This window comes from Ruegeria sp. BE3, assembly GCF_056538865.1.
This window is the reverse complement of record NZ_JBQFTW010000001.1, coordinates 887,535-913,114: the sequence shown is the minus strand read 5'-3', so window position 1 is coordinate 913,114 and position 25,580 is coordinate 887,535. Positions and strand designations below refer to the sequence as shown.

Sequence of the window (25,580 nt, the reverse complement as noted above, 5' to 3'; positions counted from 1 at the left end):
TTGCCGCCGTTTTATGTTCAGGACCCGGAGTCGTCCTGCTGAACCTCTTGCATCATCACGGCCGAGATCGGGGCCATCGCCACGCGGCTGCCGCGGTCTTCGAGTCCCCAAAGCAACAGAGCCGAGATCGTCTCGGGGCGCAGGCGTCCCAGCATCACCACAGCACCCTCCTGCCCGGCGCGAAAGGCCGCCTGATCCAGAAAGCGGCGCATGACCTTGGGGTCCTGCTTGGCCCCGTCGAAATCCCTGAACACAACGCTTGAGGGGATGCCATTGCGCGCGGCCAATTTCTGCACCGTGTTCAGACCACTGTCCTGCATGACCACCCCGCGCCCACTGTCGCCTGCAATTGCCGCGACCTGATCGGCCAGCTTGCGGTTGCCCTGGATGCCCGTCTCGATACCTTCAAGGATGCCAACCGTATGGGGTAACTGGTCCAGCCATACGGACAGGGATACCTCGGCGTCCTGCGCAGTTGACGCTTCGTGCATATCAACAAGCGCAAGCACCTCGAACCCGGCCTCGCGATGACGGGCCATTTTCTCGGCGGCATCCGGATCAGTTGGGCTGATGGCAAAGCTCAGCGGATACGGGAAGTCCTGCAACGCTTCGGCACCAAAGGCACCTTCATCATCGATCAGTATGATCGACATCAGCGGCTTTGACTCAGGGTTCTCAAAGTTTGCCGCATGTTCTTCGATCGGTTTTTTTGCTTCCGCAACCGTCTCATCCGTCGGCTCGGCGGGTGGATCGTCGCGATCCGTCAGCGGCACAACGCGTTTGCCAACCAAAGTGCTGGAACCAGTCGACCCATCCCCTCCGATTTGCGGCAACGTGCGGACACGAGGCTTAGATACTGGCTGGGTATCTTCCTCACCCTCAACCGCTATCGGATTGTCCTGCGGCGCAGTCTCAGGCTCGGGTGTCTCAATTGCATCCGGCTGAATAGCAGCTATCTGAGGCAACTCTTTGTCTGGCGCCTCATCGATACTCTCCGCTGGAGGGATTGTCTCGACACTCTCAGGTTCCGGCGCTTCTGCGACCACTTCAGGCTCTGGCTCGCTCTCAGGCGCAGGCGGCGGAGGCGCTTCTGCGATGACCTCGGGTTCCGCCTCAGGTTGAGGTGAAGCAGGGGCTGACGCAGGAGCCTGCGGCGCGGCAGGAGCGTCCGTCTGTACAGTCACCGTGGTCGTTGAGACCGGCTCAGGGGTTTCAGACTCGGCGGGCACATCAACGGGTTCGGGTCGCTGGCCCGGTTCCAACTCGATGCCGGAGAGCGCGTCGAGCGAATCCGACGCGGCATCGGGGCTTTCTGGTCCCGAAGGCGGCAGCTCAACCAGATCCGCATCAACACTGGCCTCTTCGATCTCGACAGCCTGCGCAAGTTCCGGCGCTTCAGCCACCTCTGGTGCCTCAGCCGTCACTTCGGGTTTGCGCGACAAAGGCGTCGTCAGCGACAAGATAACACCCAAAGCCAGTACAGAGACCGCCCCGGCGATCAGTCCACCGTAAAATCCGCCCATCGAAATCTCGCCTCTCGCGTTGTTTCGTGCCTCTTCCGCCCATACACCATCTTCCGCGGTGCTCACTTGTGCTGCGCCAAGTTGGGTATGTCCTCTTGACGCTGCCGCACAAGCCTGAGCATGTATGTCCCGACATCATACCGTGGCAACGGGCTGCATCGCCAGCCTGAAATGCCCATAAGAAGATAAGTGCTCAAATGCTGCTGCTGATCGACAACTATGACTCGTTTACCTACAACCTTGTTCACTACCTCGGTGAGCTTGGAGCCGAGATGGTCGTGCGCCGGAATGATGCGCTGGACGTGCAGGAAGCGATGGCGATGAACCCGGCTGGTATTTTGCTGAGCCCCGGCCCCTGCGACCCGGATCAGGCCGGTATCTGTCTGGCATTGACCGAGGCGGCGGCCGAGACGCAAACACCGCTGATGGGTGTCTGTCTGGGGCATCAAACCATCGGTCAGGCGTTTGGTGGCAAGGTCGTGCGCTGCCATGAGATCGTGCATGGCAAGATGGGCACGATGAACCACACCGGCAAAGGTGTCTTCGCCGGGCTACCCTCGCCCTTTGAGGCAACTCGCTACCACTCGCTGGTTGTCGAACGCGAAAGCTTGCCTGACTGCCTTGAGATCACGGCGGAACTCGAAGACGGCACCATCATGGGCCTGCAGCACAAAGAGCTGCCAATCCATGGGGTTCAGTTCCACCCGGAATCCATCGCCTCCGAGCACGGACATGCCCTGCTCAAGAATTTCCTGAATGAAATGAAAGTCCCCGCATGAGCGACGCTCTGAAACCGCTGATTGGCGCTGCGGCTGATCGGCCTCTGACCCGCGCCGAGGCAGAACAAGCTTTTAGCATCCTGTTTGAAGGTGCCGCGACACCAAGCCAGATCGGCGGGTTGTTGATGGCGATGCGTACGCGGGGTGAGACCGTTGACGAATATGCAGCCGCCGCCGCCGTTATGCGCGCGAAATGCAACGCTGTGAAGGCACCGGCAGGTGCGATTGATATCGTCGGCACGGGTGGCGATGGCAAAGGCACCCTAAACATCTCAACCGCGACGGCCTTTGTAACGGCAGGAGCCGGGGTCACGGTTGCAAAACACGGCAACCGGAACCTGAGCTCGAAATCCGGCGCGGCAGATGCACTCGGCCAGCTTGGAATCAACGTGATGGTCGGGTCAGAAGTGGTTGAAAAAGCGATACAAGAAGTCGGTATCGGCTTCATGATGGCCCCGATGCATCACCCTGCGATTGCCCATGTAATGCCCTCGCGGCAAGAACTCGGGACGCGGACAATTTTCAACATTCTGGGCCCGCTCACCAATCCGGCTGGCGTGAAACGTCAGCTGACCGGCGCCTTCAGCCGCGACCTGATACGCCCCATGGCTGAAACTCTGGGCCTTCTGGGCGCAGAACATGCCTGGCTAGTGCATGGATCGGATGGCACCGATGAGTTGACGATTACGGGCATCAGTTGGGTCGCATCAGTAGAGGACGGTGTTGTGAAAGAGGTCGAGCTTCATCCCGAAGACGCAGGCCTGCCGGTTCACCCGTTCGAGGACATCATCGGCGGCACGCCGGAAGAAAACGCCGTCGCGTTCCACGCTCTACTGGACGGGCAGCCCTCGGCCTACCGCGACGCGGTGTTGCTGAACTCCGCCGCCGCTCTCGTCGTCGCCGACGCAGCCAGTGATTTGCGCGAAGGCGTCGCCATGGCGCTGGAAAGTATAGACAGCGGCAAAGCTCGCGAAAAGATCAACGCGCTGGCACGCATTACACAGGAAGCCGCATGACCGAGACCGTTCTGGACAGGATCAAAGCCTACAAGCTGGAAGAAGTCGCTTCAGACAAGGCGCAAAAGTCATTGGAAGCACTGGAGTCTGAGGCTCGCAATGCACCCGAAGTGCGTGGCTTCGCCAACGCTCTGCATAATGCCACGCGCAACGGCTATGGGCTGATTGCCGAGGTCAAGAAAGCCAGCCCGTCGAAAGGTCTGATCCGCGAGGATTTCAATCCGCCTGCGTTGGCCCAGGCCTATGAAGACGGCGGCGCAGCATGCCTGTCGGTGCTGACCGATACTCCCAGTTTTCAGGGCGCAAAAGAATTTCTGACGGAGGCGCGCGCGGCCTGTTCGCTGCCGGCGTTGCGCAAGGATTTTATGTATGACCCCTATCAAGTGGTCGAGGCGCGTGCGCTGGGTGCGGATTGCATCCTGATCATCATGGCGTCCGTCGAGGATGCACAGGCGGCAGAACTCGAACAAACCGCCTTTGACTGGGGAATGGATGTTCTGATCGAAGTCCATGACGCTGAAGAGCTGGAACGCGCGACCCAGTTAAAAAGTCCTTTGATCGGGATAAACAACCGCAATCTCAAGACCTTCGAGACCACTCTTGATACGACACGCCATCTGTCAAAACTGGTTCCAGCCGATCGGACCATCGTGTGCGAAAGCGGTCTGAGTACGCCCGCTGATCTGGCCGACATCGCCCGTTATGGCGCGCGCTGCTTCCTGATAGGCGAAAGCCTGATGCGGCAGGACGACGTTGCCACGGCCACCCGATCCCTGTTGGCCAACCCGCTGATCCCCGGAGTGATGTGATGCCGTTGTCCCATTTCGATGCCCAAGGTCAGGCGCATATGGTGGATGTCTCGGATAAGGCGGTGACCGACCGGGTCGCGGTCGCGGCGGGTCACATCAAGATGACACGAGAAACCTTTGATCTTATTTCAGAAGGCCGCGCCAAGAAGGGCGATGTTCTGGGCGTGGCACGGCTTGCCGGGATCATGGGCGCGAAGAAAACGCCGGACCTGATTCCGCTCTGCCATCCTCTGCCGGTCACCAAGGTCGCGGTAGAACTGACACTGGATTCGGATCTGCCTGGCGTGCAGATCGAGGCAACCGTCAAGACTTCGGGTCAAACCGGGGTTGAGATGGAGGCGCTGACAGCCGTGTCGACTGCGGCATTGACCGTATATGATATGACCAAGGCCGTCGATAAAGCTATGGAGATCGGCGGGATTCGCGTTCTTCTTAAAGATGGCGGGAAATCAGGGCGTTACGAAGCGACATGATTTCAGTCGAAGACGCACGCGCCCTTCTGTTCGACCTTGTCTCAGCGCTACCTGCCGAGAGTGTTCCCTTGATCGAAGCTTCGGGACGTATTCTTGCGCAGAACGTCTCTGCCACCCGTGATCAGCCGCCATTTGCGGCTTCTTCGATGGATGGCTACGCGGTCAAAGCTGCTGAAGTCGAACTGCACGCCATGTTCAAAGTGGTCGGTGAGGCGGCAGCCGGCAAGCGTTTCGACGGCACAGTTGGAGCCGGTCAGGCGATCCGCATTTTCACTGGTGCTCCCGTGCCCGAAGGTGCTGATTTTGTCGTCATACAGGAAGACGTAGATCGGCGCGGCGATCTGATTACCATCACGGATGCGCCGGGTCCAAAATCCAACATTCGCCCGGCTGGGGTGGATTTTACCGTTGGTGCGCAGATTACTGCGCCACGACGGCTCCGCGCTGAAGATATGGCGCTGATGGCAGCGATGAATATTGCCTCGGTCCCGGTGACACGGAAACCGGTGGTGGCGCTGATCTCAACTGGCGACGAACTGGTCATGCCGGGTGAGACCCCCGGCCCCGATCAGATCATTGCTTCGAATACCTTTGGCCTCAAGGCGTTGCTGGAAGACGCTGGTGCATATGTACGCGTGCTACCCATCGCACAAGACACGGTTGCCTCGCTGCAAACGGCCTTTGGTCTGGCGCAAGGCGCTGATCTTGTGGTGACAATCGGCGGGGCGTCGGTTGGTGAATATGATCTGGTCGCCGACGTCTCTGAAGCACTGGGGATGGAGCGTTCGTTCTACAAGATCCGTATGCGCCCTGGTAAACCGCTGATGGCTGGTCGTCTGGGTGATGCCGCGATGGTTGGCCTGCCTGGAAATCCGGTCAGCGCGATGGTCTGCGGCTACCTCTTTCTGATCCCGATGGTACGTCGGATGCTGGGAATCGAACAGGTTTTGAACCCGTTCAAACGCGCTCGCCTTGCAGCGCCGCTTGCCGAAAATGGTCCGCGAGAACATTACATGCGGGCGGTCTTGAACGAAGGCGGCATTCGTGCGTGCGAGGATCAGGACAGCTCACTTCTAAGTGTTCTGGCGCAGGCCAACGCATTATTGGTGCGCCAGCCGCATGATCCCGCCCGCGCCGCCGGGGAAGAGGTGCTTTATCTGCCAATTTAGCAAATCCGTTGACACAAAACGTGAACATGCGTAGAACAAAAGAAAACGCATGAGCGATGAGGTGCGAGCGATGCTGACCAAGAAGCAATTGGATTTGCTGGAATTCATCCATAAACGCGTGCAGGCGGACGGTGTTCCGCCCAGTTTTGATGAGATGAAGGCTGCACTGGATTTGCGGTCGAAATCCGGCATCCACCGTCTGATAACTGCGTTGGAGGAGCGTGGCTTCATCCGCCGCCTCGCCCACCGGGCCCGCGCGATCGAGATTGTCAAGCTTCCCGAAAGCCTTGGTGGAGAGCCGACGGCTGCGTTCAAACCGCGCGTGATCGAAGGGGATCGCCCCGAAGGGCCGCGCCCGGCCAATTTCGAACCCGTTACGGTCGACGCGATGGAACTCCCGGTCATGGGTCGGATTGCCGCCGGTGTGCCGATTGAAGCCATCAGCCATGTTTCGCACAGAGTCGCGGTGCCGGGCACGATGGTTTCAGGTCACGGTGAACACTACGCGCTTGAAGTGCGGGGAGATTCGATGATCGACGCGGGCATCAATGATGGCGACGTTGTGGTGATCCGCGAAACCTCAGCCGCCGATAACGGTGACATCGTGGTGGCGCTGGTCGAAGACCAGGAGGCCACGCTGAAACGTTTCTTCCGCCGGGGTCAGGCCATCGCGCTTGAAGCTGCAAACCCCGCATACGAGACGCGCGTCCTGCCCGAAGACAAAGTCAAGGTTCAGGGCCGACTGGTTGGCCTGATCCGCAGTTACTGATGGGTGCTGGGCGACCAAAGCCGGTCGCCCGTCACCTCAGCACTGCTGAGCAGCCGTCCGTTCGAAAGCGCCAGACTCCCCGTTTCGTGCAGCTTGTTTGGGTCATAGAAAATGCAATCCCCTCTCAGCTCCAGTGAAACCGGAGCCACCACGATTTGCCCGCTCTCGCATTCATCAAATGCAAGCGCTGCACGCTTTCTGGTGAGGTGCACGAGCTCCTTATCTCCAACCAAATAACGCTGAACGCCGCGCGAGGCATTTGGCCAACGCCCTGCCGCTTTTGGCTGATCAGCGGAATCTCCGTCATTCTCCAACCAGACCGAAGCGACAAAGCCGCCACCCTTCTCTTTGCTCAAGGCACGGCCTTGTTCGGTCATCACCCCGACAAGGCCTCCTGTTTCGGCAATAAGAGCGTCAGGCCGGTATCCCTGCCCCCACATCGCCAAAGCAAAACTCGCCGGAATAACACCCAGCCAACGGGCGCGCCCCTGCCACAGGATGAGCCACAGCAGCGCACCTGAAAGAACCGGCAACGCAAAATCCGGTGGGCTGGCGACGTGACTCTGTGCGCCATCCAGATTTGATACCCAATCTGCCACGGCCAGTATCCACTGCAATCCCAACCCCATGACATACAGCGCTATGCCGTCCAACCCAAACGGCGCCAGCAACGCCGCGATAACTGCCGCCGGGACGACCAAACTGCCCATCATTGGAACCGAAAGTAGATTTGCCACCAGACCGTAGTGCGACAACGTATTGAAATGCGCCGCTCCGATCGGGGCTGTCGCCAACCCGGCAACGCCCGATGATATCAACACCGCCCAAACCGGCCCCAGCCATTTGGGCCCGGGCAGATGACCATGGTCGCGCAAGGCACCGAACACGGCCACAAGCGCTGTGGTGGCCGCAAAAGACATCTGAAATCCCGGGCTCAGCAGTGTCTCAGGCCGCAGAACCATGACGATCAATGCAGCAACTGCCACTCCGCGCAGCGAGATCGCGCGGCGATCCAGAAGCACAGCACCCAACATGACGCAGACCATCACAAAGGCGCGCTCGGTCGCGACGTTTCCGCCGGACAGGAACAAATAGATCGTCGCGGAACACAGCGCGCAAATCGCGGCGAGTTTGCGGACAGGCAAGCGCAAGGCAACAGAGGGACTGCACGACAGCCCCATGCGGCAGGCCACAAAGACAAACCCTGTCAACAACCCCATATGCAGCCCTGAGATCGCCAGTAGATGCGCCAGGTTCGAAGCGCGCAGCCTGTCCAGCGCGGCCTGATCCATCCCACTTCGGTCACCTGTGGTAACGGCAGCGGCGAAACCACCGACCTCGCCGGGCAACACCGAGCGCACGTGATCCGAAATTGCCATACGCCATGCGGTGACCCGGACGCCTTCGACGCCCTGGTCAGCAGGCGTGATCGTCAGAACAGGTACCCGAGTGTAGCCAATTGCGCCCAGTCGCTGAAACCACGCATGGCGGCGAAAATCGAAACCGCCGGGTTCGACCGGACCTTGCGGTGGCGAGAGATGTGCAGTGGTCATTACCCTCTGCCCCGGCGACAAATGCGTAGAATCGCCATGTAACGAAAGCCGGACGCGCCGGGGCCTCTGATCCGCAGGAACGTCCCCGATCCGCACCTGATCAAGAGTAACCCGCGGCGCGTCCGACGCAGAGCGGTCCAGCGCCACGACCCTCCCCTCGACCGGGCCATAATAGCGCCATTGCAAAACCGGCTCTGCAACGGTGTGTGCCCGCGCACCCGCAAGCAGAAACCCTGCCGCCACAAGGGCAACACCGATCGCCAGCGGCGCCCAGGCCGCCTGCATCCACCGGGCGGCGACCGCGCTGACCAATGCCAGAACCGTCACGGCGACATAAAGCGCAGCGTCCGGTTCGAACCGAAGGCTGAAATACCAGCCAATCCCAACCGCCAGGCAAACCGGAGCCCATGGAAACAGATACCCACGTTGGGTCAGTAACGCGGCCTCGGCCCTTGCCAGAACACGCATGGTTGCCCCCGTCCTTCGGGCTGGGTAGATAGTCGCCAAACTATGCTCGCTACGGTTACCAAAAGGTTAATCCACACAATGTCCGATCAGGTCGTCACCCGTTTTGCCCCCTCTCCCACCGGATTTCTGCACATCGGTGGCGCGCGCACCGCTTTGTTCAACTGGCTCTATGCACGGGGTCGTGGCGGCAAGTTCCTGTTGCGAATTGAAGATACCGACCGCGAACGCTCGACCCCTGAGGCGACAGCCGCGATTCTGAAAGGCATGGAGTGGCTGGGTCTGGACCACGATGGCGAGGTCATCAGCCAGTTCGAAGGGGCCAATCGTCATGCCGAGGTGGCGCATCAGCTTCTGGCCGAGGACAAAGCCTACAAGTGTTTCTCGACGCAGAACGAAATCGCAGCGTTTCGGGAACAGGCACACGCCGAGGGGAAATCGACCCTGTTCCGGAGCCCATGGCGCGATGCAGATGAATCGACCCATCCGGATGCGCCCTTTGTGATCCGCATCAAAGCACCGCAAGACGGGAGCACCATGATCCGCGATCAGGTGCAGGGCGATGTGACCATTCGCAACGATCAGCTCGACGATATGATCCTGCTGCGTTCGGATGGCACTCCGGTCTACATGCTGGCCGTTGTGGTTGACGATCATGATATGGGCGTGACCCATGTGATCCGGGGGGATGATCACCTCAACAACGCGGCCCGGCAGATGATGATCTATGAGGCGATGGGTTGGGACGTTCCGGTTTGGGCGCATATTCCGCTGATTCACGGTCCGGACGGGAAGAAGCTGTCGAAACGCCATGGCGCACTTGGCGCGCAGGAATATCAGGCGATGGGCTACCCTGCCGCTGGTATGCGTAACTATCTGGCCCGCCTGGGCTGGAGCCATGGCGATGATGAGTTCTTCACCGACGCGCAGGCGCAGGAGTGGTTCGATCTGGATGGGATTGGCAAAAGCCCAGCACGGTTCGATCTGAAAAAGCTGGAAAACCTTTGTGGTCAGCACATCGCCATCTCAGATGATGCTGCGCTGCGGCAAGAAATCGAGGCCTATCTGGTGGCTGCAGGTCTGCCTGCTCTCACCCATGCACAATCCGGTGATCTGGAACGTGCGATGTATTGCCTCAAGGATCGGGCGCGCACATTCCCGGAACTCATTGAAAAAGCTCACTTTGCACTCACGTCACGCCCCATCACCCCTGATGAGAAGGCGGCAAAGGCGCTATCGACGGTATCCGACGGTATACTGGAAGAATTGACGCCGCAGCTGCAAAATGTTAGCTGGTCTCGGAACGAACTGGAGGAGGCCCTGAATTCCTTCGCAGAAGCGAAAGGGGTTAAGTTAGGCAAACTGGCGGGTCCGCTGCGTGCGGTGCTGGCAGGTCGGGCGGTCACACCTTCGGTATTTGACATGATGTTTGTGCTTGGGCGGGATGAAACCCTGGCGCGGCTTTCTGATGCAGCGACCTGATCCCGGTTTCACATTCGGGTAACGCTGCTCCGTTAAGACCCGGACTGCGCGACTGCGCGCAGCCGTTGCCCGTTTGGTCGGACAGCGAACCGACATGCGCATGAATGAAGAAGGGATACACATGACTGAGAGCCAAAAAACAGCCACCCTGACTGTCCATGGCAACACCTATGAGCTGCCGGTACACTCACCCACCGCTGGCCCAGATGTCATCGACATCCGCAAGCTTTACAGCCAGGCTGATGTGTTCACCTACGATCCCGGCTTTACCTCGACCGCCAGCTGCGACAGCACGATCACCTATATCGACGGCGAAAAGGGCGAACTGCTGCACCGCGGTTACCCGATCGACCAACTGGCCGAGAAATCGCATTTCCTCGAAGTCTGCTATCTGCTGCTGTACGGAGAGCTTCCGGCGTCCAAGGATCTGGAAAAGTTCGAGACCACGATCACCCGCCACACAATGCTGCACGAGCAGATGCAGTATTTCTACCGCGGCTTCCGCCGTGACGCCCATCCGATGGCCATCATGGTTGGCGTGGTTGGCGCGATGTCCGCGTTCTATCACGACTCGACCGACATCGCGGACCCGCATCAGCGCGAGGTCGCCTCGCACCGCCTGATCGCCAAGATGCCAACTATCGCGGCCTGGGCCTACAAATATCACACCGGTCAGCCCTTTGTGTATCCGCGCAACGATCTAGACTATGCGTCGAACTTCCTGCGGATGTGTTTCAGCGTTCCAGCCGAGGAATATGAGGTCAATCCGATCCTCAGCCGCGCGATGGATCGCATCTTCACCCTGCACGCCGATCATGAACAGAACGCCTCGACCTCGACCGTGCGTCTGGCCTCGTCATCGGGTGCCAACCCGTTTGCCTGTATCGCTGCCGGTATCGCCTGCCTCTGGGGGCCAGCGCATGGTGGTGCGAACCAGGCCTGTCTTGAGATGCTGGAAGAAATCGGCACCGTCGATCGCATTCCGGAATACATTGCACGCGCCAAAGACAAAAACGATCCGTTCCGCCTGATGGGCTTTGGTCACCGAGTCTACAAGAACTTCGACCCGCGTGCGAAGGTGATGAAGCAGTCCGCCGACGAGGTGCTGGATCTGCTTGGTGTTGAAGACAACCCCAAGCTGCAAGTCGCGAAGGAACTTGAGCGCGAGGCGCTGGAAGATCCCTATTTCGCCGAGAAGAAGCTGTTCCCGAATGTCGACTTCTATTCGGGCATCATCCTTGAGGCGATGGGCTTCCCGACCTCGATGTTCACCCCGATCTTCGCGCTTTCGCGCACCGTTGGCTGGGTCAGTCAGTGGAAAGAGATGATTGCCGATCCTCAGAACAAGATCGGCCGCCCGCGCCAGCTGTATCTGGGTGAAACAATGCGGGATTATGTGGATATCGAAAACCGCTAACTCTTCTGTGGTGTCCATCGGACGTTCCCATAGCAAGGCCCCGGTTCTCCGGGGCTTTGTCTTTTGGTGTTACCGAAATGTAGTCTCCGGTGCGAAATCCGCGCGAGGAGCCTTGCCATAGCTTTGCAGACAACAAGGCTGAGCTTAGTGTCGCACGGAAATTTTCCTCAGACATACGGCCTTATGCGTAACATTATTATCTTTTTTTTCCTGTTAATCGGCCTACCCGCCGTCGCACAGACACCGCTGGAAGACGCCTTTAATGATGTACAGCGCGAATACGCGGCAGGCTCGCTTGCGGTTCTCAGCCTGGCAGGAATCCCGGATGACTCAGCCAGTGCGATTTCACTGCAATCCAACACGGACAATCGCGAGTACGACTTTAAATCGGCGCAATTGGGTGGAGGGTTCCGCTTGAGCGAAGGCATCCCGCTCTATCTTGAAGGATATATCGGTTATGCCCGGTATGATCCGGTCTTCACTTTCAGCGACACGGGCAACACCACGACCCTTCCGTTGAAATGGACCAGTCTCGCCGTCACGGGTGGCGTCGGGTACCAGTTCGACCTGGGCGAACGCTGGAAACTCACACCAATGGCGCACATCTCGATTGGACGCACACAATCCGATGCGTCTGTCGGGGCGCAAGTTATAGCCAACCGGCTGGGCCTGGACCGCGACTTCGTCGAAAGCGGAGGATTGTGGGCCGGGGGTGCAGGTGGATCCCTGACCGTCGATTATGATCTGCCGCTTGAAAATGATCGCGAGTTTGAAGCCAGCCTGCGTTATACGCATATCGAATATTGGCCCATCGGTGATGATGAAGACCTTCTGATTCAATCGACCGCAGCCAATGCCGTTCTGTGGACCCGATATCGTTTCCCCAGTGGCAAACGCATGTTCGGACGGCCTGTGCGCTGGGTCGGCGATCTGTCCCTCTCTTATCTTATCGGTGATCAATCGATTGTGCTCGGCACCGATTGGTTGGCGCGCGTTGGCGGCGGGATCGAGGTCGATCTTTCAGACACGTGGGTGCCTTGGGTCACCACCACCCGGCTGATGGTCCGGTACTACGGTAGTGATACGGTGAATGGCTTCACCGTGGGGCTTGGGATCAGCTTTTGACACGTTTCAGAACAACGTAAGTTGATCTCCGGGCTGCGGCGGGGGCCTGAAGTGATCGGTGCTGAGCGGCGGTGTTCTGATCGCGAGCCCCAGCCTTTTGCAGGCCGCTTTGAAACGCTGAGCGATCATCTGGGCATAGGTCCCCTCTCCTCGCATCCTGTGCCCCCATCGCGGGTCATAGTCCCTGCCCCCGTGCATTTCGCGCAATCGCTCCATAACTTTCGCCGCTCTGCCCGGTTCATGCAGATCCAACCATTCCTGCCACAAAGCCGAGACTTCGCGGGGCAGTCGCAGCATGATCCAGCTGGCGGCATCTGCACCAGCTTCCTGACCGGCCTCAAGCAAATGCTCTAGCTCGTGATCGGTCAGCCCCGGCACAATCGGAGAGGTCATGACGCGCACCGGCACGCCGGCTTCGGTCAATCTCTGGATCATACGCAACCGGCGCAGCGGTGACGGTGCGCGCGGTTCCATCTTGCGCGACAGGGATGGATCAAGCGTGGTCAAAGAAATACCGACACGCACCAGATTCTTGCGCGCCATGGGGGCAAGAATATCCAGATCACGCTCAACCAGAGCACCTTTGGTTACGATCCCCACAGGGTGATGAAATTCACTCAGAACCCTCAAACACTCTCTTGTTATCTCGCGGTTTTTCTCAATCGGCTGGTATGGATCGGTGTTGGTTCCAAGCGCAATCGTCGCCACTTTGTATCTGCGCGTAGACAGCTCTCGCCTGAGGATTTCCGCCGCGTTTGGACGGGCGATCAGACGTGTTTCGAAATCCAACCCGGGTGACAAGCCGAGATAGGCATGCGTCGGGCGGGCAAAACAGTAAACACAGCCATGTTCGCATCCTCGGTACGGGTTGATAGAGCAATCAAAGGGCAAATCCGGGGACTTGTTATAGGTGATAAACGTGTGCGCGATCTCATCCCTGACTTCGGTACGCAGGGGGGGCAGGTCCTCCGGCAAGTCCCAGCCATCATCTGTTGTTTCGGTTGTAAAACGCTCAAACCGGCCCGTGGCATTGGAAGCGGCCCCGCGCCCCGAACGCTTTGGTTGGGCTGGCATATGTTCTCTCTTTGTTCTTTATTTCAGATTTAGTCGAAACTCCAAACACTGACAAGTGCTTGATTCCGAGCATATCGGCCTGGCGAGCGTCCAAACCGGCCAGAAAATTCGACAAAAAACATCAGCCTGACGCAGAAGATGAGAAAGCTGCAGGATGATCTTGCAAAAAATTACCTCGCTGACCGTGATAATTCGACCTATAGGTCGGTCCCGTATCCGCCGAGGTCGCAATCGTCACAGTAGAACTGCGACGAAATGGCCAAAACAAAAAAAATGCCACCACGGGCCGAGCGCCCGCCAAGCTCAGGGAAATGCCCCATGTCCGACGAAGAAGACATCATCCTGTCCGAACTCAACGACGACGAACTTGTCGAACAGATGTTCGATGACCTGTATGACGGCCTGAAAGAGGAAATCGAAGAAGGTGTGAATATCCTGCTGGAACGCGGGTGGCAGCCTTACGACATCCTGACCAAAGCCCTCGTCGGTGGCATGACCATCGTGGGGCACGACTTCCGCGACGGCATCCTGTTCGTTCCCGAAGTGCTTCTGGCCGCCAATGCCATGAAAGGCGGCATGTCAATCCTGAAGCCCCTGCTGGCCGAAACAGGCGCGCCGCGCGTCGGCAAGATGGTCATCGGCACCGTCAAGGGCGACATCCATGACATCGGCAAAAACCTTGTGGCGATGATGATGGAAGGCGCAGGGTTCGAAGTTGTGGATCTCGGCATCAACAACCCGGTCGAGAACTACCTGGAAGCACTGGAAAACGAAAAGCCCGACATTCTGGGCATGTCGGCTCTGCTGACGACCACCATGCCCTACATGAAGGTCGTGATCGACACGATGGTCGAGCAGGGTCTGCGTGAGGAATACGTGGTACTGGTCGGTGGTGCTCCGCTGAACGAAGAATTCGGAAAAGCCATCGGTGCAGACGGTTACTGCCGTGATGCTGCTGTAGCCGTGGAAATGGCCAAAGACTTCATGTCACGCAGGCACAATCAACTGGCCGGCTGAGGCACAGACCATGCTGTGAGACAGGCCGTCCAATCAGGGGCGGCCTTTTTCGTTCTGGCGATGCGTACCTATATCAATATCAGCCCCGGAGGCGCGTTCAGATGACCGAAACCCCCCTTCCAGATGATGAGAGCCTGACTCGTCAGGGCTATGCCACAACGCGTGCAGCCGAATCCATTCTGCTGATTGCCTGCGGCGCACTGGCGCGCGAGATTCTGGACCTCAAAGAACGCAATGGTTGGGATCACATCGCGCTGACCTGCCTGCCGGCGATTCTACACGTCCATCCTGAGAAGATCACGCAGGCGGTCGAAGACGCCGTTGCCAAACATCGCGACAACTACGACCGCATATATATTGTCTATGCCGATTGCGGCACCGGCGGATTGCTTCAGGCTGCGTGCAAAAAACTAGGCGTCGAGATGATCAAGGGGCCCCATTGCTATTCTTTCTTTGAAGGCAATGCGGCGTTTGCCGCCCATAGCGACGACGAAACCACCGCATTTTATCTGACCGACTTTCTGGCCCGGCAATTCGATGCTTTCGTCTGGAAACCCCTCGGGCTGGACCGTCATCCAGAACTGCGGGACATGTATTTCGGCAACTACACCAAACTCGTCTATCAGGCACAGACCGACGATCCTGAACTGACACGCCGCGCACAGGATTGTGCCGACCGCATGGGCCTTGAGTTCGAGCGCCGCCTGACCGGTTATGGCGATCTGGAGGTCACTTTGTCGGAATGGGCCGCGCGCGGCTGATCGTCAGGCGCTCGCTAACGCAACCTCGCGAATACGCTCAATCATCGCCCGCAAACCGTTCGAACGTTGCGCCGAAAGGTGGTCGTGCAGGCCCAGCCGCGCCAACTCTCCACCCGCGTCCACCTTCGGCACCTCGGCCACCGACAAGCCGTTGTAGAGCGTGCGCAGCACTGCAATGAGGCCACGTACGATCAGCGCGTCGCTATCTCCGTCGAAACGGAACCGGCCATCCTCTATAGTTGGGTGCAACCAAACCTGACTGGCGCAACCGGTCACTTTGGTGGCAGGTACTTTGAACGCTTCGTCCAGAGGCTCCATTGCTTTGCCCTGTTCGATCACATGGCGATAGCGATCTTCCCAGTCTTCCAGGAACTCGAAATCTTCGACAATTTCTTCAAAGGCTGGCGTGGCCATGATGGGCTGTCCTTGCGTTGAGCGATCACAAATGTGAACTATGTCCAGCTTTCCCCGCTGTCCAGCCCCTAGCGTGCCTTTTCAAGCCGCTGAATTTGCGTTAACCCGATGGTGGTAAAGTTGCGCAAAGTGTTGGGTCCATGCACAAAACTCTGTCTGTTCTTCTGGTCGCCTCGATGTTTCTGTCCGCGTGCAGCGGATGGCGCGATTCCCGAGTGAACCCGTCGAACTGGTTTGGCAACAGCACCCCGGCTCCAGTGGAGTACTCGGTCGATGATGCAAACGCCCTCGTCCCCGAGCAAAGCGATGGCAGCGGCTTGTTTGCCCGACCCGAGGCCGAGGATAACAGTGTGCCGATCGCCATCATTGATGAACTCCGCATCGATCCCACCCCGACAGGTGCCATTATCTATGCCGCAGGCACAGCGATCCGTCAGGGGGCGTTCAACGCTCAGTTGGCGCGGGTCCGGTCAGAAGAGTTGAGCAAAAATGGCGTGATGGAATTCACTTTCCGCGTGGATTACCCAGAATACGCCACAGTTCAGGGCAATGTGCGGTCGCGTATGGTCTCTGAGGCTGTCACCGTCAGCACGCAGGAGCTGGAAGGCATCCGGTTGGTTCGGGTCAAAGGTGCGCAGAACGCGCTGGAATCCCGCCGCCGCTAAAGCGAAACCACACGCACCGCCTGCCCTTTAGCCGCCAAGGCGATCTTGCCGTCGCACAGTTTCAGGGCGTCTTCGCCGAACACCTCGAACCGCCAGCCAGATAGTGCAGGTACTTCACGTTCACCGGCAGCGATCTGATCCAGATCAGCGCTGGAAGCGATCAGTTTCGCGGCCACACCTGCGCTTTCTGTCTTGGACTTCAGAAGCACGCGCAACAAATCGGCCAAAGCCGGATTGACCTTCAACTTGTCGCGGCTGTTATCCACCTTCGGCAATTGGTCCGGCGGGCAGTTCACGCCCCGCTTCACCGCTGCCAGAATCCCGTCCGCTATCGGACCCTTGCGTGCCTCGCGCAACAGCATACGCGAACCACCCAGATCCGAAGATGATTTCGGCTTGATCGAGGCCATCTCGATCAGCGCATCATCTTTGAACACCCGACTGCGCGGAACGTTGTTTTCCTGCGCATAGGCTTCGCGGAACTCTGCCAGTTCCCGCACAACTGCCAGAAATTTGGCCGAGTTTGTGCGTGTTTTGACCCGCCGCCAAGCCTCCTCAGGGCGGATATCATAGGTTTCAGAGCGGGTCAGAATGCGCAACTCTTCGGCAACCCAATGATCTCGCCGGGTCTTCTCCAACTCGGCCGCGAGGTATTCATAGATGCGCCGCAAATGGGTCACGTCCGCCAGCGCATAGGACTTTTGCGCATCGCTCAACGGGCGACGCGACCAGTCCGTGAACCGAGAGGTCTTGTCGACGCCTTCCTTGCAGATCTTGCGTACAAGGGTCTCATACCCCACCTGCTCGCCGAAGCCGCAAACCATAGCCGCCACCTGAGTGTCAAACAGAGGGGTCGGGAAAACACCGGCATCAACCCAGAAAATCTCAAGGTCCTGACGAGCCGCATGAAAGACTTTGACTACGTTCTCGTTGCGGAACAGTTCGTACAACGGGTCCAGCGACATGCCATCGGCCAAAGGATCGACCAGCACCGCACTGTCTTCATCATCTGAAGGCACCGCAAGCTGTACGAGGCACAGCTTGGAATAATAGGTTCGTTCGCGCAGAAACTCTGTATCCACGGTGACGTAGGGATGGTCCGCAGCGGCCGTGCAGAAAGCGGCCAGCTCTTGCGTCGTTGTCAGGGTTTTCATGCGCCGTTGTGTTCTTGCTTTTATGGTTTTTGTTGCTGCCCGTTTTGTCCTCATCCCGAGCGATATGCGACCATAAGACGAATAATCGGCGCGTGTAAATCACCCGTGCGGGTCAGGGCAAAAGAACCGGGTCGGTGTTGCCCAGAGAATACCTCTGCAACACTGCTGGATAGAGTTTATGTTCCCATGTCAGCACACGCGCGGCGAGGGTTTCAGGTGTGTCGCCGGGTTCGATCCCTACGCAGGCCTGCCCCAGAATCGGGCCATCATCCAGTGCGGCCGTCACTTCGTGGACGGTGCAACCATGTTCGGTATCACCAGCCTCGATCGCACGCGCATGGGTGTTCAGTCCCTTGTATTTGGGCAGCAGCGACGGGTGAATATTCAGCATGCGTCCCTGAAACCGCGAAACGAAATCCCCGGTCAAAACCCGCATGAACCCGGCAAGGCAGACGATATCAGGCTCGGCCTCAAGCAGAGGTTTCAACAATTCAGCCTCGAACGCGGTTCGGTCCTTGCCAAAGGGGCGGTGATCAACCGCAGCCGTCGGGATGCCCCGTTCAGCCGCTTTTTTCAGGCCACCTGCCTCGGCATCGTTAGACAAGACCAGACAGGGGCGCGCCGGATGATCACCAGTCATGCTGTCGACCAGTGACAGCATGTTCGAGCCGCCCCCGGAAATCAGGATGGCGACGCGTTTATGGCTCACAGCAGCTTGCCCGAATAGGCGACACCCGGCGCGTCAGTGACGATGCCGATTCGCGAGACGGTTTCGCCTGCGTCAGCCAGCAGAGCCTCCAGCCCCTCGGCCTGGTCCGCTGCGCAGACCACGATCATGCCGATGCCGCAGTTGAAGGTCTTGAGCATTTCTGCCTCGGCAATCCCGCCAGTTTCCGCCATCCAGTTGAAGACCGCGGGCAATTCCCATGCGTCCAGATCGACCTCGGCCCCAAGGTCTTCGGGCAGCACGCGCGGCAGGTTTTCGGTCAGGCCACCGCCTGTGATATGAGCCAACGCATGTACGCCCCCTGCCCGGAGCGCCTGCAGCGCAGGCTGAACGTAAAGCCGCGTTGGAGTCAGCAGCGCCTCGCCCAGCGTCCCGTCGCCGAAGGGTGAAGCGGCATCCCAGCCCAGTCCCGAAATCTCGACCAGCTTGCGCACCAGAGAATAGCCGTTGGAATGCACCCCGTTCGAGGCCAAGCCCAGCAGAACATCCCCCTGCTGCACGCCTTCCGGCAGCGCTGTGCCCCGTTCCATCGCACCGACCGAGAACCCGGCCAGATCGAAATCGCCATCCGGATACATGCCCGGCATTTCGGCTGTTTCGCCACCAATGAGAGCACACCCGGACTGAACGCAACCTTCGGCGATACCTTCGATGATGCGCGCGGCAGTGTCTGTATCGAGTTTTCCGGTGGCAAAATAATCAAGGAAGAACAGCGGCTCGGCCCCCTGACAGATCAGATCGTTGACGCACATGGCCACCAGATCGATGCCAACGCCATCAACAACGCCGGTGTCGATTGCAATCCGCAGTTTGGTGCCAACACCATCGGTTGCGCCGACCAAGATCGGATCTTCGTACCCTGCCGCCTTGAGGTCGAACAGAGCACCAAATCCACCCAGCCCGCTCATTACGCCCGAGCGATTGGTCCGCTTGGCTGCAGGCTTGATTCGGTCGACCAGAGCGTTCCCTGCATCGATATCGACACCCGCATCGGCGTAGGTGATTCCGTTCTTGCCCGCTGTCATGGCCAATCCCTCATGAGTGCTTTGCGCGCGGGTTATTCTATTGTGCAACATGTTGCAACGGTCAGGCTTGACGCGGGGGCTGATCGTGATACCCAAGGCGACATGGCGGGCCTGTAGCTCAATTGGTTAGAGCAGAGCGCTCATAACGCTTTGGTTGCGGGTTCAAGTCCTGCCGGGCCTACCAAATCACCGCCCAATCACGATATCCGCACAAAGCCCACCCAATTTTTTGCTGCTGCCCAACCGCAGAGTACCACCATGAACGCGTGCGATATCGGCCACGATGGCAAGGCCAAGGCCAACGCCGCTGCCCTGATTCTGATTTCGTGCAGGATCGAGTCGGGTAAAGGGTTTCACCGCTTCTGTACGTTGTTCGGCCGGAATGCCGGGGCCGTCATCCTCGACCCTGATCCGCAGCGACTTTGGTGTCATGTGCAGGCTGACTTCGGCTTTGTTTCCATAACGGATCGCGTTTCCGATCAGATTTTCAACAGCCCGACGCATGGCTGTTGGGCGTAACATTGCACAGCCCTGCCCTTCGACGGATACCAGCTCGACCTGCTGCCCGGCCCGCTGCGCATCATCGACGATCTGACTCAACCAGGTTTCGGGGTCGACTGCTTCGGGTGCGCTTTCTGCAGCTCCTCGCGAGAACTCAAGGAACGCATCCAGCAGCGACTGCATTTCATCGACGTCCTTCTGCAGTGGTGCCGCTTCATCCTCTGGCAACAGCGACAGCCCCAGTTTGAGCCGGGTAAGCGGAGTTCGCAGATCATGGCTGACCCCAGACAGCATAAGCGTGCGCTGTTCGATCTGCCGCTCAATCCGGGCGCGCATATCGACAAACGCGCTTCCTGCTGCCCGCACCTCGATCGCGCCGCCGGGCGTATAAGGCACGACACGGCCACGTCCAAACGCCTGAGCCGCATCGGCAAGCCGGGTGATCGGGCGCAGCTGATTGCGCATATAGAGGAATGAGATGGAGGTCATCAAACCTGCAAAGAACACCATCGTCACGATCAACTGATGCGGGGCGGTGGGCGACAGACGCCGACGATCAAAGCTCAATTCAAGCGTTCCAAGATCGGTCGCCAGATACAGACGGACCTCATTGCCATTGGGCAATGCGATTTCCTGAAGTTCGGGAATCAGGGCGCGCATCTCGGTATCCACCTGCGGCGCGATGAAATCGTACCATCGGCGCGATTCACTCTGCGGTTCCTCGTTTAAAGGCAGAAACCGGGCCCTCATATCCAGAACCGACAGCTCCGTGCGCGCCGCAGCCAACGCTTGTTGCTGGGTCTCCGTCCCCTGCATGAGATCCAGCACCAGCATGACCTCACGCGCGGCGGCGCGGGTCATCTGTGCCGTGACTTCCTCGAGGTGTTTCTGCAGAAAGGCAATGGAAACAACCAACAAGACAACAATGACCGGCAGCACCAGGATCAGCGCTGCACGCGCATATAGGCTGCGCGGCATATAGGGTTTGAGCCATTGCGTCGACATGGGCTAAACCTAGCGGGCCGCCCGGGTAAGAGGAAGAGGTCACGATGCAGGCTCCCGACGATTTCAACCCAACTCCCGGACAGATTCATGAGCTTTCGCCGGGCCTGAGCCGATTGCTCGCGCCCAACCCATCTCCGATGACCTATCGCGGGACAAACACTTATCTTCTGGGGGATAAAGACATCGCGGTGATCGACCCCGGTCCGCTGAGCGATGCCCATCTCGACGCAATCCTGGCTGCCCTGAAACCGGGGCAGCGGATCAGCCATATCTTTGTCACCCACACCCATCTGGACCACTCTCCGCTAGCCGCCCCGTTATCGGCACACACAGGCGCTCCGATTCTCGCCTTCGGAGGGCCTCAGGCAGGACGCAGCGCCGTCATGACGCAGCTGGCGCAAAATGGTCTTGCAGGTGGTGGAGAGGGAATCGATACCGATTTCCGCCCTGATGTCGAACTTGAAGATGGTGAGGTGATCGCGACCGACAGCTGGGAGCTGGAAGTCATCCATACGCCAGGTCATCTGGGCAATCACATCGCGTTTGCCTGGGGCGATATCTGTTTCACAGCGGATCATGTCATGGGTTGGGCCAGTTCCTTGGTTTCCCCTCCGGATGGAGACCTGACGGATTTCATGGCTGCTTGCCGTCGCCTGCGCGCGCGCAACTGGTCGGTTTTCCACTCAGGTCATGGAGCGCCGATCACAAACCCCGCCGAACGTCTGGATTGGCTGATTGAACACAGATTGCAAAGAGAAACTCAGATTCTTGATGCGTTGTCGCAAGGCCCCGCGACGGCTCAGGGGCTGGCTGAGCAGATCTACGTCGAAACCCCAAAAGCACTGCTTCCCGCGGCTGAGCGCAATGTGTTCGCCCATCTGGTCGATCTGACCGGCAAATCCCGCGTTGCGCCCCAGGGTGACCTGTCTGCCGGTGCGCGTTTCAGGCGTCTCGTATGAGCTCGCAAAAAATTTTTCGTCAGCTATGCACTTCCTCTCTGGACGGCGAAAATTGCTGTTGTTATACGCCCCTCAGTTCCGGCGTAGCTCAGCGGTAGAGCAGTTGACTGTTAATCAATTGGTCGTAGGTTCGATCCCTACCGCCGGAGCCAAATCTTCCCAAAATCAGCTAGATTTGCATCGTTTGCCACTGGCAAGTTTTTTCGTCGAAAAAACTCCAACGCCCTCTGGACGGCGCAGATACAGGTTGCTATACGGCGCGAACCGTTCCGGCGTAGCTCAGCGGTAGAGCAGTTGACTGTTAATCAATTGGTCGTAGGTTCGATCCCTACCGCCGGAGCCATTCTTCCCAAACTGGCACTTACCCTATCAGCGCATCGCTGAAATCCGCACGCAATGTGCGTTTCAGGACCTTTCCGGTCGCGTTCAGGGGCAAAGCGTCGACAAACACAACCTTGTCCGGCACCTGCCATTTGGCGATTTTACCGTCAAAGAATGCTAATAAATCCTGCTCGGTCGGCTCTTCGCCTTCGGCCTTCACGGCCACCAACAGCGGACGTTCATCCCATTTCGGATGCGGCACGCCTACGACGGCAGCAGTTGCCAGCTGAGGGTGCGCGACGGCGATATTCTCCAACTCGACAGAGCTAATCCATTCGCCGCCTGATTTGATGATGTCCTTCGACCGGTCGCGGATCGTCATGTATCCGTCCGGATCCAGCGTCGCCACATCGCCCGTCGCGAACCAGCCATCCTGCAGCAGGGCTTCATCCTGCATGTGGAAGTAACTATCCAGCACCCAGTGACCGCGCACCATCAGATCACCCTGAGTTTCACCGTCATGAGGAAGATCATTGCCGTCATCGTCGACGATCTTCAGTTCTACCCCAAAGGGTGGGCGGCCCTGATTCTCACGCAACTTGTGCTGCGCTTCGATGGGCATCTCCAGATGTTTGGCCATGGGATAGTTTGTGGTGCCCAGAGGGCTCATTTCACTCATCCCCCAGGCGTGAACGGTGTCTACGCCATAGGTCTCGCGGAAGGTTTCGATCATCGAGGGTGGACATGCGGCACCACCGATCACAGTGCGATTGAGACTTTCCAGCTTCGTTCCACATTTCGCGGCGTGGGCCAGCAGGCCCTGCCAGATGGTCGGCACGCCCATCGCCAGTGTCACTCCGAAGGTGTCGATCAGGTTGACCAGCGCTTCGCCATGCAGATCAGGCCCTGGCATCACCATGCGCGAGCCAGACATCGCGCTGGCGTAAGGGGACCCCCAGGCATTGACGTGGAACATCGGCACCACCGGCATCACCACATCCATGGCAGAATAGCCGATCACATCGCGCGTATTTGACGCAAAGCTATGCAGCAATGTGGACCGGTGCGAATAGAGAACCCCCTTGGGATTACCTGTCGTACCCGACGTGTAGCACAGGCTGGAGGCAGTATTTTCGTCAAAGCTGGGCCACGCAAAATCCGCATCCCCGGTTTCTATCAGCTCATCATAGAAAACCAGCCCCGGCACCTGAGACAGCGCGGCCTCATCGCGCGCGCCCATCAGAACGAAATGCTGCACCTCGGTCAGATGTTCTTGCAGAGCAGATACCAACGGCAGGAAGGTTGCATCAAAAAACAGGACCCGGTCCTGCGCATGGTTAATGATATAAGTCAGCTGTTCCGGAAACAGGCGCGGATTGATCGTGTGGCAGACGAAGCCGGCACCGGATACGGCATAGTAGATCTCTAGGTGGCGGCGGTTGTTCCAAGCCAGTGTACCCACGCGATCCTGCGGCTGCAGCCCCAGCTTCACAAGCGCCGAGGCCATCCGTCGCGCATTCTGCGCAATGCCCGCCCAGTTGGTCTCGGTTACGGTTCCGTCGGTTTCGACCGAGATAATCTCGGTCTGGCCGTGATAGCGTTCGGCGTGATCAATCAGCGACGAAATCAGCAAAGGCTGCGTCATCATCTGTCCCAGCATGGACATTCCTCCCATCGTCAGCGCTTGGCCGCGCCTTAGTCTCTTGGCAGCAACCCTGCCAAGAATTCAATTGTCTGACAATAAGAGAGTGCGACCGGGCGCGGCGTCAACTGCGATGGCGTAAAGCGTATTCGACCAGAGCGGCGGTCGAACCGTCCTTGCCCTCGGTGCCACTCTCTCCATCGACAATAGGACCCAGAGAAGTCGCCAGTTCCTTGCCCAGCTCAACGCCCCATTGATCGAAAGAGTTTATGCCCAGCAATACCCCTTCGACAAACACACGATGTTCGTAGAGCGCGATGATCTGGCCCAGCACAAAAGGTGTCAATTGTGGGTAAATCAACGTGGTCGAAGGGCGATTGCCCGAGAATACGCGGTGCCTTGCCTGACGCTCCAACTCGTCTCCGGTCAGACCTTTTTCCGCCATACGTGACCGGGCTTTCTCTAACGAGCGCCCCCGCATCAAAGCCTCGGACTGGGCCAGACAATTGGCCAGCAACAACCGGTGATGATGCGCCAATTCGGGTTCATGCCCCTCGGCAGCCACCATGAACTCGCAGGGGATCACATCGGTGCCCTGATGGATCAGCTGATAGAACGCGTGCTGCCCGTTGGTGCCGGGCTCACCCCAGACCACTGGGCCGGATGGTATTGTCAGATCGCTGCCATCCATGGCGACGGATTTACCATTCGATTCCATCTCAAGCTGCTGGAAATAGGCAGGAAGGCGCAGCAGGCGTTGATCATAGGGCAGCACCGCGCGGCTGGCATGCCCCAGCACCTGACGATGCCAGATACCGACCAGGGCCAACATCACCGGCATATTCTCGACCCATTCTGCCGAGCGAAAATGCAGATCCATCGCCTGCCCGCCCCGCAGAAACGCATCAAACGCGTTTGATCCAACGGCGATCATCACTGGCAGTCCCACCGGCCCCCAAACGGAATAGCGCCCGCCGACCCAGCCGGCGAACCCGAACACGTGCTCTTCGGGGATGCCGAATGCGGCCGTTCTGTCCACAGCGCTCGAGACAGCCGCGAATTGCTGAGACAGGTCCCCACCCCCGTCCACCATCCACGCCCGTGCGGTACGTGCATTGGTCATGGTCTCGATCGTGGTGAACGTTTTCGTAGCCACGATGACCAGCGTGCGCTTCGGATCAAGCGGACGTAAAGTATCGGCAATATGCGCGCCATCCACGTTCGACACATAATGCAGCCGTGGCCCATCGTGATATGGCGACAGCGCATGGGTCGCCATGACCGGTCCCAGATCCGAGCCGCCGATGCCGATACTCACTACATCGGTAAAGCTGCCCCCCGCCCCTTGGATCGCGCCGCCGCGCACTTCCTCGGCGAAGATACGCATCCGCTGCAGGGTGCTGAGCACATCTGGCATCACATCCTGCCCATCAACCTCAACCGGGTCGCCATCAAGGTTGCGCAGCGCCGTATGCAGCACCGCACGGTCTTCGGTCTCGTTGATCTTCTGGCCTGTGAACATGGCCTCGCGGCGTTCGGCCAGCCCCGCCTGATCGCACAAATCAATCAAACCCGACCGGATACTCTCATCAATCTGTGTTTTCGAGTAATCAAACAGCAGATCACCGGTCGAGGCCGAGAACCCCTGTGCGCGCGTTGGATCGTCAGCGAACAGATCCTCGATACGTCGGCCCTGGGTCACCGCGACATAGGTCTTGAGGCTATCCAACTGCAT

23 protein-coding genes and 3 tRNA genes are annotated in these 25,580 nt (G+C 58.7%); 16 read left to right on the top strand and 10 right to left on the bottom strand.

The window, feature by feature from the left end; genetic code table 11:
• Positions 1-17: 17 nt before the first annotated feature.
• Positions 18-1,523, bottom strand: coding sequence for a divergent polysaccharide deacetylase family protein (locus ACR0AZ_RS04520; RefSeq protein ID WP_480484997.1), 1,506 nt, complete (start codon positions 1,521-1,523; stop codon positions 18-20).
• Between the two features lie 197 nt (positions 1,524-1,720).
• Between ACR0AZ_RS04520 and ACR0AZ_RS04515 the strand changes: the two genes are divergently transcribed.
• From ACR0AZ_RS04515 to lexA, 6 genes are all read left to right on the top strand, one after another.
• Positions 1,721-2,302 (top strand): anthranilate synthase component II, encoded by a 582-nt coding sequence (locus ACR0AZ_RS04515; protein ID WP_480469701.1) that lies wholly within the window; start codon positions 1,721-1,723, stop codon positions 2,300-2,302.
• On the top strand, positions 2,299-3,318 hold the full coding sequence (trpD, locus tag ACR0AZ_RS04510) for an anthranilate phosphoribosyltransferase (protein WP_480469700.1): 1,020 nt from the start codon (positions 2,299-2,301) through the stop codon (positions 3,316-3,318). Before ACR0AZ_RS04515 ends, trpD begins: the two co-directional genes overlap by 4 nt.
• On the top strand, positions 3,315-4,127 hold the full coding sequence (trpC, locus tag ACR0AZ_RS04505) for an indole-3-glycerol phosphate synthase TrpC (RefSeq protein ID WP_480469699.1): 813 nt from the start codon (positions 3,315-3,317) through the stop codon (positions 4,125-4,127). The genes trpD and trpC overlap by 4 nt, the downstream gene beginning before the upstream one ends.
• Positions 4,127-4,600, top strand: a complete 474-nt coding sequence (gene moaC / locus ACR0AZ_RS04500; RefSeq protein WP_480469698.1) for a cyclic pyranopterin monophosphate synthase MoaC — start codon at positions 4,127-4,129, stop codon at positions 4,598-4,600. The genes trpC and moaC overlap by 1 nt, the downstream gene beginning before the upstream one ends.
• Complete coding sequence (locus ACR0AZ_RS04495) at positions 4,597-5,769, top strand: molybdopterin molybdotransferase MoeA (protein ID WP_480666858.1); 1,173 nt, start codon at positions 4,597-4,599, stop codon at positions 5,767-5,769. Before moaC ends, ACR0AZ_RS04495 begins: the two co-directional genes overlap by 4 nt.
• A gap of 70 nt (positions 5,770-5,839) precedes the next feature.
• Positions 5,840-6,538: a transcriptional repressor LexA gene (lexA, locus tag ACR0AZ_RS04490; RefSeq protein ID WP_480471894.1), complete on the top strand. Its 699-nt coding sequence runs from the start codon at positions 5,840-5,842 to the stop codon at positions 6,536-6,538.
• Here the strand turns inward: lexA and ACR0AZ_RS04485 are convergent.
• Positions 6,532-8,559 (bottom strand): ComEC/Rec2 family competence protein, encoded by a 2,028-nt coding sequence (locus ACR0AZ_RS04485; RefSeq protein ID WP_480666857.1) that lies wholly within the window; start codon positions 8,557-8,559, stop codon positions 6,532-6,534. The two genes, lexA and ACR0AZ_RS04485, sit on opposite strands and share 7 nt — an antisense overlap.
• Before the next feature lie 78 nt (positions 8,560-8,637).
• On the opposite strand from ACR0AZ_RS04485, the gene gltX reads away from it, so the two are divergent.
• The 3 genes from gltX to ACR0AZ_RS04470 all read left to right on the top strand — a co-directional run bounded on the left by gltX (position 8,638) and on the right by ACR0AZ_RS04470 (position 12,580).
• A complete protein-coding gene (gene gltX, locus ACR0AZ_RS04480) occupies positions 8,638-10,038 on the top strand; it encodes a glutamate--tRNA ligase (protein ID WP_480666856.1) in 1,401 nt (466 codons plus the stop codon).
• Positions 10,039-10,159: 121 nt separating this feature from the next.
• Entirely contained in the window at positions 10,160-11,455 is a 1,296-nt protein-coding gene (gene gltA / locus ACR0AZ_RS04475) for a citrate synthase (RefSeq protein WP_480469694.1), read from the top strand.
• 183 nt (positions 11,456-11,638) lie between these two features.
• Complete coding sequence (locus tag ACR0AZ_RS04470) at positions 11,639-12,580, top strand: autotransporter outer membrane beta-barrel domain-containing protein (RefSeq protein ID WP_480469693.1); 942 nt, start codon at positions 11,639-11,641, stop codon at positions 12,578-12,580.
• Positions 12,581-12,586: 6 nt separating this feature from the next.
• Here ACR0AZ_RS04470 and ACR0AZ_RS04465 read toward each other — a convergent pair whose 3' ends face one another.
• On the bottom strand, positions 12,587-13,654 hold the full coding sequence (locus ACR0AZ_RS04465; protein ID WP_480469692.1) for a PA0069 family radical SAM protein: 1,068 nt from the start codon (positions 13,652-13,654) through the stop codon (positions 12,587-12,589).
• A gap of 318 nt (positions 13,655-13,972) precedes the next feature.
• Here ACR0AZ_RS04465 and ACR0AZ_RS04460 point away from each other — a divergent pair, with 318 nt between their 5' ends.
• The gene (locus tag ACR0AZ_RS04460; protein WP_480469691.1) at positions 13,973-14,671 is read left to right on the top strand and encodes a corrinoid protein; all 699 of its coding nucleotides are present in this window, start codon (positions 13,973-13,975) and stop codon (positions 14,669-14,671) included.
• Between the two features lie 101 nt (positions 14,672-14,772).
• Positions 14,773-15,432 (top strand): DUF1638 domain-containing protein, encoded by a 660-nt coding sequence (locus tag ACR0AZ_RS04455; protein WP_480666855.1) that lies wholly within the window; start codon positions 14,773-14,775, stop codon positions 15,430-15,432.
• Between the two features lie 3 nt (positions 15,433-15,435).
• On the opposite strand, the gene ACR0AZ_RS04450 is transcribed toward ACR0AZ_RS04455, so the two are convergent.
• Positions 15,436-15,846 carry a SufE family protein gene (locus ACR0AZ_RS04450; RefSeq protein ID WP_480657508.1) on the bottom strand — a complete coding sequence of 137 codons (411 nt, stop codon included), beginning with the start codon at positions 15,844-15,846 and terminating at the stop codon, positions 15,436-15,438.
• 140 nt (positions 15,847-15,986) lie between these two features.
• Between ACR0AZ_RS04450 and ACR0AZ_RS04445 the strand changes: the two genes are divergently transcribed.
• Positions 15,987-16,511 carry a hypothetical protein gene (locus ACR0AZ_RS04445; protein ID WP_480469688.1) on the top strand — a complete coding sequence of 175 codons (525 nt, stop codon included), beginning with the start codon at positions 15,987-15,989 and terminating at the stop codon, positions 16,509-16,511.
• On the opposite strand, the gene rnd is transcribed toward ACR0AZ_RS04445, so the two are convergent.
• The 3 genes from rnd to purM all read right to left on the bottom strand — a co-directional run bounded on the left by rnd (position 16,508) and on the right by purM (position 19,417).
• On the bottom strand, positions 16,508-17,665 hold the full coding sequence (rnd, locus tag ACR0AZ_RS04440) for a ribonuclease D (RefSeq protein ID WP_480469687.1): 1,158 nt from the start codon (positions 17,663-17,665) through the stop codon (positions 16,508-16,510). The genes ACR0AZ_RS04445 and rnd overlap by 4 nt on opposite strands.
• Before the next feature lie 112 nt (positions 17,666-17,777).
• Entirely contained in the window at positions 17,778-18,374 is a 597-nt protein-coding gene (purN, locus tag ACR0AZ_RS04435) for a phosphoribosylglycinamide formyltransferase (RefSeq protein ID WP_480469686.1), read from the bottom strand.
• Entirely contained in the window at positions 18,371-19,417 is a 1,047-nt protein-coding gene (purM, locus tag ACR0AZ_RS04430) for a phosphoribosylformylglycinamidine cyclo-ligase (RefSeq protein ID WP_480469685.1), read from the bottom strand. The genes purN and purM overlap by 4 nt, the downstream gene beginning before the upstream one ends.
• 107 nt (positions 19,418-19,524) lie before the next feature.
• Between purM and ACR0AZ_RS04425 the strand changes: the two genes are divergently transcribed.
• Positions 19,525-19,601: transfer RNA gene (locus tag ACR0AZ_RS04425), tRNA-Ile, on the top strand.
• A 2-nt stretch (positions 19,602-19,603) separates the two neighbouring features.
• Here ACR0AZ_RS04425 and ACR0AZ_RS04420 read toward each other — a convergent pair.
• Positions 19,604-20,923, bottom strand: a complete 1,320-nt coding sequence (locus ACR0AZ_RS04420) for an ATP-binding protein (RefSeq protein ID WP_480666854.1) — start codon at positions 20,921-20,923, stop codon at positions 19,604-19,606.
• A 44-nt stretch (positions 20,924-20,967) separates the two neighbouring features.
• Between ACR0AZ_RS04420 and ACR0AZ_RS04415 the strand changes: the two genes are divergently transcribed.
• The 3 genes from ACR0AZ_RS04415 to ACR0AZ_RS04405 all read left to right on the top strand — a co-directional run bounded on the left by ACR0AZ_RS04415 (position 20,968) and on the right by ACR0AZ_RS04405 (position 22,225).
• Positions 20,968-21,882, top strand: a complete 915-nt coding sequence (locus tag ACR0AZ_RS04415) for an MBL fold metallo-hydrolase (RefSeq protein WP_480469683.1) — start codon at positions 20,968-20,970, stop codon at positions 21,880-21,882.
• A gap of 77 nt (positions 21,883-21,959) precedes the next feature.
• A tRNA-Asn gene (locus tag ACR0AZ_RS04410) sits at positions 21,960-22,034 on the top strand.
• Between the two features lie 116 nt (positions 22,035-22,150).
• Positions 22,151-22,225, top strand: a tRNA-Asn gene (locus ACR0AZ_RS04405).
• An 18-nt stretch (positions 22,226-22,243) separates the two neighbouring features.
• Here ACR0AZ_RS04405 and ACR0AZ_RS04400 read toward each other — a convergent pair.
• Together ACR0AZ_RS04400 and pgi are read right to left on the bottom strand one after the other, a co-directional pair.
• Positions 22,244-23,863 carry a long-chain-fatty-acid--CoA ligase gene (locus ACR0AZ_RS04400; RefSeq protein WP_480657503.1) on the bottom strand — a complete coding sequence of 540 codons (1,620 nt, stop codon included), beginning with the start codon at positions 23,861-23,863 and terminating at the stop codon, positions 22,244-22,246.
• A 106-nt stretch (positions 23,864-23,969) separates the two neighbouring features.
• The gene (gene pgi / locus ACR0AZ_RS04395) at positions 23,970-25,580 is read right to left on the bottom strand and encodes a glucose-6-phosphate isomerase (RefSeq protein WP_480469681.1); all 1,611 of its coding nucleotides are present in this window, start codon (positions 25,578-25,580) and stop codon (positions 23,970-23,972) included.

Excerpts from the sequence above, each read along its gene's own strand:
- lexA (WP_480471894.1), top strand. The coding sequence starts at position 5,840 with ATGCTGACCAAGAAGCAATTGGATTTGCTGGAATTCATCCATAAACGC.
- ACR0AZ_RS04515 (WP_480469701.1), top strand. The coding sequence starts at position 1,721 with ATGCTGCTGCTGATCGACAACTATGACTCGTTTACCTACAACCTTGTT.
- ACR0AZ_RS04460 (WP_480469691.1), top strand. The coding sequence starts at position 13,973 with ATGTCCGACGAAGAAGACATCATCCTGTCCGAACTCAACGACGACGAA.
- gltX (WP_480666856.1), top strand. The coding sequence starts at position 8,638 with ATGTCCGATCAGGTCGTCACCCGTTTTGCCCCCTCTCCCACCGGATTT.
- ACR0AZ_RS04445 (WP_480469688.1), top strand. The coding sequence starts at position 15,987 with ATGCACAAAACTCTGTCTGTTCTTCTGGTCGCCTCGATGTTTCTGTCC.
- ACR0AZ_RS04495 (WP_480666858.1), top strand. The coding sequence starts at position 4,597 with ATGATTTCAGTCGAAGACGCACGCGCCCTTCTGTTCGACCTTGTCTCA.
- ACR0AZ_RS04420 (WP_480666854.1), bottom strand. The coding sequence starts at position 20,923 with ATGTCGACGCAATGGCTCAAACCCTATATGCCGCGCAGCCTATATGCG.
- gltA (WP_480469694.1), top strand. The coding sequence starts at position 10,160 with ATGACTGAGAGCCAAAAAACAGCCACCCTGACTGTCCATGGCAACACC.
- ACR0AZ_RS04485 (WP_480666857.1), bottom strand. The coding sequence starts at position 8,559 with ATGCGTGTTCTGGCAAGGGCCGAGGCCGCGTTACTGACCCAACGTGGG.
- ACR0AZ_RS04455 (WP_480666855.1), top strand. The coding sequence starts at position 14,773 with ATGACCGAAACCCCCCTTCCAGATGATGAGAGCCTGACTCGTCAGGGC.
- pgi (WP_480469681.1), bottom strand. The coding sequence starts at position 25,580 with ATGCAGTTGGATAGCCTCAAGACCTATGTCGCGGTGACCCAGGGCCGA.
- ACR0AZ_RS04520 (WP_480484997.1), bottom strand. The coding sequence starts at position 1,523 with ATGGGCGGATTTTACGGTGGACTGATCGCCGGGGCGGTCTCTGTACTG.
- trpC (WP_480469699.1), top strand. The coding sequence starts at position 3,315 with ATGACCGAGACCGTTCTGGACAGGATCAAAGCCTACAAGCTGGAAGAA.
- purM (WP_480469685.1), bottom strand. The coding sequence starts at position 19,417 with ATGACAGCGGGCAAGAACGGAATCACCTACGCCGATGCGGGTGTCGAT.
- ACR0AZ_RS04450 (WP_480657508.1), bottom strand. The coding sequence starts at position 15,846 with ATGGCCACGCCAGCCTTTGAAGAAATTGTCGAAGATTTCGAGTTCCTG.
- ACR0AZ_RS04415 (WP_480469683.1), top strand. The coding sequence starts at position 20,968 with ATGCAGGCTCCCGACGATTTCAACCCAACTCCCGGACAGATTCATGAG.
- trpD (WP_480469700.1), top strand. The coding sequence starts at position 2,299 with ATGAGCGACGCTCTGAAACCGCTGATTGGCGCTGCGGCTGATCGGCCT.
- rnd (WP_480469687.1), bottom strand. The coding sequence starts at position 17,665 with ATGAAAACCCTGACAACGACGCAAGAGCTGGCCGCTTTCTGCACGGCC.
- ACR0AZ_RS04400 (WP_480657503.1), bottom strand. The coding sequence starts at position 23,863 with ATGCTGGGACAGATGATGACGCAGCCTTTGCTGATTTCGTCGCTGATT.
- moaC (WP_480469698.1), top strand. The coding sequence starts at position 4,127 with ATGCCGTTGTCCCATTTCGATGCCCAAGGTCAGGCGCATATGGTGGAT.
- ACR0AZ_RS04465 (WP_480469692.1), bottom strand. The coding sequence starts at position 13,654 with ATGCCAGCCCAACCAAAGCGTTCGGGGCGCGGGGCCGCTTCCAATGCC.
- ACR0AZ_RS04470 (WP_480469693.1), top strand. The coding sequence starts at position 11,639 with ATGCGTAACATTATTATCTTTTTTTTCCTGTTAATCGGCCTACCCGCC.